We start from the raw sequence: 7,133 nt of genomic DNA on the forward strand, positions 1-7,133 counted from the left end.
AGCGATGAAGACGGCGAGCGGGACCAGCGAGGCAAACATGGAGTCGCCCCTGTCGGCCGGTGCCGCGGGCGCCGCACGCCTGGCCGGGCTGGCGACCGGCCTCGGCCTCGGCGACCGGAGCGGCGTGTGCGTCGACACATTCCGTGCCATGACCCATTCATGGGGCGCGGCCACGGCCGGGGAACTGCCCGAGTCCGATGTGTCGTCCGACGGATCGCCCGTGGAGTTCGCGGTCGGCTTCGACGACGATCCCTCCCTCCAGTTCGCGGTGGAGGCCCTGCGCCCCGGCGACTGCCCGGTGGACCGGGTCGTCTCCGCCCGCGCCACGATGGCCCGCCTGGTCCGCCGGTACGGAGCGGACGAGCGGCGGTGGGCGCAGGTCGCCGACCTGTACCTGCCGGAGAAACCCGCCACCGAACACGTCGCCATGTTCGGTGCCGAGGTGCGGCAGCACGGGGACGCCCAGTTCAAGGTCTGGTTCTATCCGGCCGTCGGAGGTCCCGAACAGGCGGCGGAGCTGTGCGAACGAGGGCTCGCCGCCGTCGGCCTCGGCGCGGCATGGGACGCGGTGGCCGCCCACATGCCGCGCGGTGAGAGGCTCGATCGGCCGGTGATGTTCTCGCTCGACCTCTCGGCGGCCCCCGAGGCGCGGGTCAAGCTGTACTTCCGGCACTACGCCACCGATGCCGGCCGCTTGGCCGAACTCATGGCGTCGTACCCGGGCTTCGGGGCCGGCCCGGTCCGGGAGTTCTGCCAGGTGATGGCTCCCGAGGCGGCCGCCGACCTCTCCGCCCAACCGCCGGTCACCTGCTTGTCGTTCACCGGCGCGCGCCCCGCCGCGGTCGGCGGGGCGACCGTCTACCTGCCGATGTGGACCTACGCCCCGGACGACGAGGTGGTGCGCCGCCGGATGAACGACGCCCTCGCCGCCTGCGGCCGGGCATCCGCACCCTACGAGCGGGCGCTGCGCGAGGTGGCGTCCCGCCCGCTCGGCACGGGCCGGGGCATTCACAACTACGTGGCCTGGCGGCCCGGCCCCGGCCGCCCCCGGCTCAAGGCGTACTTCTCACCCGAACTCCGGCACGCGGACCCGGCCGCACGGTACGCCCTCGACGGGCAGGGCTGACCGGTCGGCGCGCTGTGACACGCTGCTGACTGCATGCCATAATCGGGAATCGTGTATGAGCCTGTGGTCGACGCGTGGAAGCGATATTCGAGACTGCTGAACAAGCCCGGAACCCCCTGGCGTGCATCGCCGGGTGTGATGGCGGAAATTCATACCCGCTTCGGGCAGCTCGACATGTTGATGGAATCCATCGTCACGGTGCTGGACTCCGCCTCGTGGTCGCCCGCAGATGAAGGGGAGACCGCCGACGACGAGCGCCGGCTTTTTCTTCAGGCATGGGACTGGGCGTCGGTGTACACCGACGCCTTCTACTTTTTCGGCTGGCGCACCGTCGATCTGCTCAATGGTGCGGTGGACGGCCCTTTGCCGTGTCTCGAACCGATTCGGCCGACCGGTCTTCTCGCCGTCCGCGATTCCCTGCACGACCACCCCGAAGGCCAGGGCGACTACTACCGGCACGGATTGGAATTCCGGGAGGAGGCGCTGGAGAAGATCAGCCGTGCCGCGGACGCGCTCGAAGCGGGCGGGGGCGGCACGGAGCCGGGTTCGCGGTGATCCCGCTTCCCCGGCATCCGGTCCGCAGGGTCACTTCAGCAGTTCGACGACCGGGGCGAACTTCTCCAGCCACGGCTCCAGGACCACGATGTAGCTGAAGCCGAACCGCTCCCGGTACTCCGTCAGCCGATCGGCGATCTCCCGCTCCGTCCCGATCAGCCAGGCCGGCGCCGCGAGCAGCTGCTCAGGAGTGAAGTGCGCCAGCGGATGCCGGGCCCACTCCTCGGCGGTGCCGCGCGGGTCGTCCGTGACGATCACCTGCTGCACCAGCAGATTCAGCTCCACCTCGGCCGCCCTGGCCCCCAACTGCCCGCGGACCAGGGCCACCCGATCGTCCAGCTCCTCCGGGCTCGCCAGCTGCGGGAACTCCCCGCGCCCCGCGAAGATGCCGGTGAAGCCGATGATGTCGGCATGCTCGGCGGCCAGCCGCAGCACCCGGTCGCCGTTCCCGGCCACCAACAGCGGCGGCCCCCCGGGCTGCACAGGCTGCGGGGAGTGGTCGGGGTTCACCATCAGCCCGCGCAACTCCTTCACCGTGCGCTCCAGCTGGCTGACGCGTTCTCCGGCGGAGGGGAACGGCACACCGTCGGAGCCGGTGCCCTCCCGGATGGACCCGGCCGCCAGACCCACCTCGAGTCGGCCGTCGGTCAGCAGGTCGGTACCGGCCACCTCCCGGGCCAGGAGAACCGGGTTGTGGAAGGCCGCGTTGAGGACGAAGGTGCTCACCCGAATCCGCTCGGTGGCCTCGGCGGCGGCCACCAGGGCGGGGAACGGAGCGGGCGCGCCCAAATGGTCGGGCACGCCCAGCACATCGAACCCCAGGTCCTCGACCTTGCGGGCTTTTTCCGCCCATTCACGCCGGGGAGCGGGTGCGACGAGATTGACGCCGAAACGGAATGGTCGATTCTCGGGAAGAGTCATAGGGCGACGTTAGCAGCGGAGTCGGAATCCGAAAATGTTTCTGTTCTGCCGCCGTGGCCGAAACTCCGGCGGCCGTTGTTCAACTCCGACGACCTTGACACGGGCGAGTCAGGTGATCGATTCTCGGATTGAATGTCGCCTGTCTCACTTTATTTCTCGTGCAGGGGAAGGGATTTCCGTGGGTTCAGAACAAGCGCACACAGAAACAACTGTGGAAAAGTCGACGCCACCCCCGCCCTATTCCAAGGACGACGGAAAAGCGCTCCAGGACTGGTTCCGCGTCATGCGGGACGAGCGGCCCGTCCACCAGGATCCCGCGACCGGCGCCTGGATGGTTCTCCGGTACGCCGACGTCGTCGCGGCCAGCCTGGACCACGCCACGTACTCCTCGGAGTTGTGGCGCGCGTACCCCGCCGAGTGGGGAAAGGGCGACGCCTGGGGCGAGGGCAGGCTCACCGAGATGGACCCGCCGAAACACCGGCTGCTGCGGGCCGTGATCGGCAAGGCGTTCACCAACCGGACGGTCGCCGGCCTCGCACCCGAGATCGAGGCCACCGTGGAACGCCTGCTGGACGCCACGGACGGTCGCACGGAGATCGACGTGGCCCGCGACCTGGCCGACCCGCTGCCGGTCATGGTGATCGCCGAACTGATCGGACTTCCCTTCGAGGACCGCGAGTTGCTGCGTGGCTGGGCGGACCGGCTTCTCTCCTTCGAGGTCGGCGACCTGGCCGGCGAGGACCTCGTCAAGGCGATCGACGCGGCCGGCGCGGAACTGCTCGCCTACCTTCGCGAGCACTACCGGCTGCGACGCGCCGCCCCGAAGGACGACCTCTTCAGCAGGCTGGTGACGGCGGAGGTGGAAGGCGAACGGCTCACCGAGGAGACGGTGGTCAACCTCGGCAAACTGCTGCTCATCGGCGGACATGCCACCACCGCCTGCTCACTGGCCAGTCTCGTCTTCGAACTGCTGCGCCACCCCGATGCGCTGACCGCCGTACGGCAGGACGCCGACCTGATACCGGCCGCCATCGAGGAATCGGTCCGCTACCGGCCCGCCGTGGTGAACAGCCTGCGGCTGACCACACGTGAGACCGAGCTCGGCGACGTCACCATCCCCGCCGGACAGTTCGTGTCGCTCTCCGCGCTCTCGGCCAACCACGACGAGCGGCAGTTCGACGCCCCCGAACGCTTCGACATCCACCGGCAGCACAACCAGCACGTCGGCTTCGGCCAGGGCGTCCACTACTGCCTGGGCGCACCACTGGCCCGTACGGAGATCCGGATCGCGCTCTCCGCGCTGCTGCGACGGTTCCCGGTGCTGGAACGGACCGACGGCCCCCTCCAGTACTACCGCAACCCGAGCATCGCCGGACTCAGGTCCTTCCCGGTGGCCGTCGGCCGAGGCTGAGGACGGCCGCCGGCGACAGCTCTCACCCCGGCCACCTCCACTTCCTCCTCACCGCATCCACCACAACTCCGCGGCATCGCACACCACTCGGACCTCAGGGGCAGAAGGATTCATCATGCGATACGTTGACGAGCCGAACACGAGCGGACGGTCCGAGGACGGAAGCGCGAACCCGGGGCCGGCACTCGCCCCCACCACGCTGCCGGACATCTTCGAAGCCCGGGTGGCGGCCACCCCGCAGGCCCTCGCCGTCACCGAGGGCGCCCTCACCTGGACGTACGCCGAACTCGACGCGCACGCCAACCGCATCGCCTGGTGGCTCATCGGCCAGGGCGCAGGCCCCGACGACCGGGTCGCCGCCGCCGTGCCCCGCGGCGCCGAACACATCGCCGCCCTGCTCGGCATCATGAAGGCCGGGGCCGCGTACGTACCGCTGGACCCCGAGCAGCCCATCGAACGCCTCACCCACCTGCTACGGGACATCGGCCCCAAGGCTGTCCTGCTCCACGCCGACCTCGCCCGCCGCCTCCCCGCCGGCGACGCCCGCCCCCTCCCGCTCGACAGCCCCGACACCGGCGCCGCGCTCGCCGCCTGCCCCGGCTCCGCCCCCCGCGACACCGACCGGGCCCGGCCGCTGCTCCCGCAGCACCTCGCGTACGTCATCCACACCTCGGGCTCCACCGGCACCCCGAAGCCCGTCGGTGTCCCGCACACGGGCTTCGCCGCCCTCATGGCGACGGCGGCCCACCATCAGGCCACCGCCGGCGGCTCCCGCGTGCTCCAACTGGCCCCCGCCACCTTCGACGTGGCGATCTGGGAGCTGCTCACCACCTTCGCCGCCGGCGGCACCCTTGTCATCCCCGAACAGGACCGCCTGCTCGGCGAGGAACTCGCCGACGTGCTGGCCACCGAACGGATCAGCCACGTCACCCTGCCGGTGTCGGTGCTCGCCACCCTCCCCGCAGGCACCGAGTCCACGCTGCCCGAGCTGCGCCGGGTGCACGTCGGCGGCGAGAGCTGCCCGCCCGACCTCGTACGCCGGTGGTCCGCCGACCGCGAACTGGTCAACGGATACGGCACCACCGAGTGCTCGGTCGCCACAACCCTGACCGAACCCCTCACGGCTCCCCGGACCGCCCCCGACGGCAGCACCGCACAGGTCCCGATCGGAACCCCGGTGGCGGAGGTCCGGGTGTTCGTCCTGGACGACACGCTGACCCCGGCTCCCACCGGCACCGCAGGGGAGCTGTACGTGACCGGTCCGGGCCTGGCACGTGGATACGTGGGGCGGTCCGGGCTGACGGCGGAGCGGTTCGTGGCGTGCCCGTTCGGGGTGGCCGGTGGGCGGATGTACCGGACCGGTGACGTCGTGCGGTGGAACGCCGACGGGCAACTGGAGTTCGTGGGCCGGGTGGATGACCAGGTGAAGGTCCGTGGGTTCCGGGTGGAGCCGGGTGAGGTGGAGGAGGCACTGCGCCGGCTGCCTGCGGTGGCGCAGGCCGTGGTGGTGTCCTTCGCGCACGCGACGGGTGACACCAGGCTCGTCGCCTACGTCGTTCCGACGGCCGGCGCCGAGGCGACGCCCGCGTCGCTGCGCGCCGAACTCGGCGCGGTGCTGCCGGGGTATCTCGTGCCCTCCGCCGTGGTCGTCCTCGACGCGCTGCCGCTGACGCCGAACGGGAAGGTCGACCGAGCGGCCCTGCCGACCCCGGAGTACGACGGCACCGGAACGTCCCGCGCACCGCGCACCCGGACCGAAGAGGTGCTGTGCGGCCTGTTCGGGGACATTCTGGGGGTGCCGTCGGTCGGGGTGGAGGACAGCTTCTTCGACCTGGGCGGTCACTCGCTGCTGGCGACGCGGCTGGTGAGCCGGGTCCGGCGGGTGCTGGGGGTGGAGCTGCCGTTGCGGGTGCTGTTCGAGGCGCCGACGGTGGCGCAGCTTGTTCTTCGTCTCGACAGGGGTGAGGTGCGTCCGGCGCTGGTGGCGGGTCCGCGCCCGGAGTCGCTGCCGTTGTCGTTCGCCCAGCAGCGGCTGTGGTTCCTGCACAAGTTCGAAGGCCCCTCCGCCACGTACAACATGCCGCTGGCGCTCCGGCTCAGCGGCGACCTCGACCTGGCTGCCCTGGAGGCGGCGATCAACGACCTGGTCGCCCGGCACGAGCCCCTGCGCACCGTCTTCTCGGAAACCGCGGGCCGCCCCTGCCAGCGTGTCCTCCCCGTGGACCGAGCACGCCTGCCCCTGCACACATGCACCGTCGACGGCGACGACCTCGACGACGAGCTCCGCACCGCCGCCCGGTACCCCTTCGACCTCGGGACCGAGATCCCCGCCAAGGCCTGGCTTTTCCAGGTCGAGGGCGATCCGGCCGCCGCCGTCCTGCTCCTCGTCCTGCATCACATTGCGGGGGACGGGTGGTCGGCGGGTCCGTTGGCGCGGGACCTGGTGGCGGCGTACGGGGCACGGTCGGGTGGTGGGGCGCCTGGGTGGTCGGCGTTGCCGGTGCAGTACGCGGATTACACCGTGTGGCAGCACGAGGTGCTGGGTGACGAGGCGGATGAGGCCAGTGTGGTGGGGGAGCAGCTCGGATACTGGGCCGAGAGGTTGGCGGGGTTGCCGGAGGAGGTGACGGTGCCGGGGGACCGGCCGCGCCCGGTTTCCGCGTCGTACGAAGGTGATGTGGTGCCGTTCGAGATCGGCCCCGAGATGCGTGCGGGACTGCGGGAGCTGGCGCGATCGGCGGATGTCACCTTGTTCATGGTGCTGCAGGCGGGTCTGGCCGCGTTGTTGTCGCGGTTGGGCGCGGGGCCGGATGTCGTGGTGGGTTCGCCGGTGGCCGGGCGTACGGACGAGGGGCTGGACGACCTGGTCGGCTTGTTCGTCAATACGCTGGTGATGCGGACGGATGTGTCGGGGGATCCGTCGTTCGGTGCGTTGTTGGGGCGGGTGCGTGAGGTGTGCCTGGAGGCGTATGCGCATCAGGACGTGCCGTTCGAGTTGGTGGTGGAGCGGCTGAATCCGGTGCGCTCTGGTGGGCGGCATCCTTTGTTCCAGGTGGCGTTGGTGTTGCAGAACAATGAGGAGGCGCGGTTCGGGCTGCCGGGGCTTGAGGTGCGTTCGGA

General features: G+C 70.7%; 5 protein-coding genes. 4 read left to right on the forward strand and 1 reads right to left on the reverse strand.

What is annotated here, in order from left to right:
- Window positions 1-4 precede the first annotated feature (4 nt).
- Together IEZ15_RS32660 and IEZ15_RS32665 are read left to right on the forward strand one after the other, a co-directional pair.
- Window positions 5-1,126 carry a tryptophan dimethylallyltransferase family protein gene (locus IEZ15_RS32660; protein ID WP_189280583.1) on the forward strand — a complete coding sequence of 374 codons (1,122 nt, stop codon included), beginning with the start codon at window positions 5-7 and terminating at the stop codon, window positions 1,124-1,126.
- Between the two features lie 51 nt (window positions 1,127-1,177).
- Window positions 1,178-1,681 carry a hypothetical protein gene (locus tag IEZ15_RS32665; protein WP_189280584.1) on the forward strand — a complete coding sequence of 168 codons (504 nt, stop codon included), beginning with the start codon at window positions 1,178-1,180 and terminating at the stop codon, window positions 1,679-1,681.
- 30 nt (window positions 1,682-1,711) lie between these two features.
- On the opposite strand, the gene IEZ15_RS32670 is transcribed toward IEZ15_RS32665, so the two are convergent.
- The gene (locus tag IEZ15_RS32670) at window positions 1,712-2,602 is read right to left on the reverse strand and encodes a TIGR03621 family F420-dependent LLM class oxidoreductase (protein ID WP_114243095.1); all 891 of its coding nucleotides are present in this window, start codon (window positions 2,600-2,602) and stop codon (window positions 1,712-1,714) included.
- Window positions 2,603-2,813: 211 nt separating this feature from the next.
- Between IEZ15_RS32670 and IEZ15_RS32675 the strand changes: the two genes are divergently transcribed.
- Both IEZ15_RS32675 and IEZ15_RS32680 read left to right on the forward strand, forming a co-directional pair.
- Window positions 2,814-4,013: a cytochrome P450 gene (locus IEZ15_RS32675; RefSeq protein WP_189280585.1), complete on the forward strand. Its 1,200-nt coding sequence runs from the start codon at window positions 2,814-2,816 to the stop codon at window positions 4,011-4,013.
- Window positions 4,014-4,128: 115 nt separating this feature from the next.
- The coding region (locus IEZ15_RS32680) for a non-ribosomal peptide synthetase (RefSeq protein WP_189280586.1) at window positions 4,129-7,133 on the forward strand (3,005 nt) is incomplete at its 3' end.

Source organism: Streptomyces atratus (assembly GCF_014648655.1).
GTDB classification, from domain to species: Bacteria; Actinomycetota; Actinomycetes; order Streptomycetales; family Streptomycetaceae; genus Streptomyces; species Streptomyces atratus.